4 protein-coding genes are annotated in these 2,710 nt (G+C 68.0%); all 4 read left to right on the plus strand.

From position 1 onward, the window contains the following. Positions 1 to 481: 481 nt before the first annotated feature. The 4 genes from C1I98_RS37595 (at position 482) to C1I98_RS37600 (ending at position 2,562) form a co-directional block, all read left to right on the plus strand. Positions 482 to 1,687 (plus strand): helix-turn-helix domain-containing protein, encoded by a 1,206-nt coding sequence (locus tag C1I98_RS37595; protein WP_158558373.1) that lies wholly within the window; start codon positions 482 to 484, stop codon positions 1,685 to 1,687. 214 nt (positions 1,688 to 1,901) lie between these two features. Next, positions 1,902 to 2,030 (plus strand): hypothetical protein, encoded by a 129-nt coding sequence (locus C1I98_RS45215; protein ID WP_267898110.1) that lies wholly within the window; start codon positions 1,902 to 1,904, stop codon positions 2,028 to 2,030. 134 nt (positions 2,031 to 2,164) lie between these two features. Then, positions 2,165 to 2,332, plus strand: a complete 168-nt coding sequence (locus C1I98_RS42270; RefSeq protein ID WP_158558374.1) for a hypothetical protein — start codon at positions 2,165 to 2,167, stop codon at positions 2,330 to 2,332. After that, the gene (locus tag C1I98_RS37600) at positions 2,329 to 2,562 is read left to right on the plus strand and encodes a hypothetical protein (RefSeq protein WP_111172015.1); all 234 of its coding nucleotides are present in this window, start codon (positions 2,329 to 2,331) and stop codon (positions 2,560 to 2,562) included. Before C1I98_RS42270 ends, C1I98_RS37600 begins: the two co-directional genes overlap by 4 nt. The last annotated feature ends 148 nt before the right edge of the window (positions 2,563 to 2,710 follow it).

The raw sequence follows: 2,710 nt of genomic DNA on the forward strand, positions 1-2,710 counted from the left end.
GGGGTGGACCGACTCCACCACCTCGGTCCACCCCCGCCACAAGAGGTGGACCTCGCTGACGCTCGGCCTGTTTTCCCAGGCCCGGGCTCCGCCCGGGCATACGGCACGCCGCCCCTCGCCGTCCGCCGTTCACAGTGACGCCCCGGTGCCCGGCATATCGCATAAGCCGTACTACCTCGCCGTTCCAGCATCGGCTAACCCGGCCTCCAGCGCACCCAGCACGCCCTCTCCAGCTACGACAGGGCACAAAGGGCCTCTCGCGACGCTTGCGCCCAGACGTATACCGATTACCGCCCTGAACCATCAGAGATTCCCCAAATCCCCCCGACTGCTGCCCACGAGACCCTCGGAGACGGCTCCCACATAAGCCCGGGCGGTTCCGAAGTTCAGCGGCCGTGGTTCGGCATATGCGAATCCCTGGCATGGCAAAGGCCGTACGCCTAGCCTGATGTCAGCGGGCGGCTCGGGAGGCGCAGGGCTTATGTACGACCAGGCCACCATCGGTGCTCGGCTACGGATGCTCCGCAAATGGCGAAAGCTGTCACTGGTCGAACTGGCGGACCTCGCCGGGATGAGCAAAAGCTACCTGTCCATGGCGGAACGCGGCGAACGTGCCCTTGATCGACGGTCTTATATCGCCGCTCTCGCCGATGCCTTGCAGGTCTCGGAGACCGAACTGGTCGGTGGCCCACACCTGACCAAGGACCCTGCCCAATCCGCACCGCACGCGATGATCCCGCAGCTCCGTGCCGCCCTGATCGCCAACACGCTGACCGCTCCGCTCGCCGACCGCGCTCGCCCGCTCCCCGAACTCCTCGCCGAGATGGACCGGCTCGACCACAGCAAGTACAAGTTCCGCGAGGTGGGCCGGCCACTCCCGGCGATCATCGACGAACTGCATGTCCACGCGGCCGCTCCCGCCGGTGAGGCCGAGCACCGGCTGGCGCTCGAAGGCCTTATCGAGGCGTTCCAAATGGCAACGTTCACCACAAAGGATCTCGGCTACGGGGATCTTTCCCACATCGCCGCAATGCGCGCGGGGGAGGTCGCCGCCATCCTCGGCGACCCGGTCAACCGGGGAAAGGCCGATTCCCTGCGGATTCACACGATGCCGGCGACCACCTGGCGAGTCCGGCTCACGGCGGCGGAGCAGGCCGTCGATCGCCTCCAGCCGCACGTCAGGGACGATACCGGCGTCCACGTGCTCGGCATGCTGACCCTCGCCGCGTCCATGGCCGCCACAGTTGCCGCCGACGCCTCCCGCGCCCGGCACTGGCTCGATCACGCGGCCGAACTCGCCGGACGGACGGCGGACGCGCCCGGAGCCAACTGGGGCGCGTTCTCGACCACGAACGTCAATGTCTGGCGCATCTCGCTCGCTGTGGAGCAGGGTGAGAGCGGCGGCGTACTGGAGCTGGCCCGCAGGGTCGAAGAGCACCGCCTGGCCGAGCGCAGCGGAAGGCATACGGCCTTCCTGACCGACGTGGGACGGGGGCTGGCTCGCGATCCGCGTGCCAGGGAGCGGGCCGTCGAGTGGCTTCACCGCGCCGAGAACGTCGCCCCGCACAAGTTCCGTAACGACGCGAAGGCCCGCGAGACGGTCGGAGTACTGTTGCAGCAGGTCAGGTCCACCGCTGCCGGACGTGTACTGCGTGGCATGGCGGCGCGGATGGGCCTTCCCCACTGACCGACCGCAGCCCGGCTCAGCGGGTTCACAGGTGTGGAATCGCCGAGTTAGCAGGCGACTACTTTCCGTGCCCATGGAGCCTGAGACGGCACTGGAGACGCGAACCCAGCTCGAACGACTACAAGCCGCCCTGATGGAACGGGGGTGGCCGGCTGAGTTTCGCGACACAGCACAGAAGGCGGCCCTATGGGTGCGGAACCCTGAGGAGCCTTCAATGAACGAACTGATCCTCTACACGGATGGGGCGTTCCGCTGGAGTTGGGGTCCCGGAATCGGGCCCGTCGCAGACGTCTCCCAGACGGCCGAGCGAATCATGCACGTGCTGCGAACAGTGAAGGCGTGAGCCATGATCGTGCGCCGAGAGAGCGGGGGCGGATCCACCGCCCGAGATGTCGGCCTGCTTCTCGTCTGGGAGGTCGAGGGCGGTGAGCGCGGTGCGAGTGGTGTGACCGATGTGAGGTCACCGCTGAGAAGACGATGCTCGACGCCCTGGCCTCCTTGGCCGAGGGCCGAGGACGGGTCCGGTACGCGCGCCTGTCGTTCGTCCGTATCGGCTACGAGTACGGGACCACGCTGGTCACCGCGTACCGCGCCGATGGGGCGACGACCTCGGTCGCGGGGGATGCGTGGGAGGTCGCCCCGTGACCGAGTTGAGCCCGTGGGAGCGTGCTCACCTGGCCGCGATCGAGAGCACCTACCCCGGCTGGCACGTATACGTGCGGAACGGATGGTGGTGGGCGAGCAAGCACGTACCGCCCACCAGAGAGCAGAAGGCGGCCGGGGTGCTGCCCGAGTTCGCCCGGCAGGGGCCGTATGAGCTGGTGGCCGCGTTGGCGGTACAGCTCGGCATCCTGGCCCGGATGGGGGCGGCCTGAAAGCACTGGCCCTTGGAGGGCACCTCGCGGGCGTACGGCGGTCAGGCATCGAGGTCTGGTTCGCGGGGGCAGGTCCTTGTTTCTGGGGAATTCGAGGTCGTCGTCCCAGTCGGGGGCGGCGAGGAGGAACTGCGCGAAGTCCGGGGGG

Source organism: Spongiactinospora gelatinilytica, from assembly GCF_003236385.1.
Classification (GTDB): domain Bacteria; phylum Actinomycetota; class Actinomycetes; order Streptosporangiales; family Streptosporangiaceae; genus Spongiactinospora; species Spongiactinospora gelatinilytica.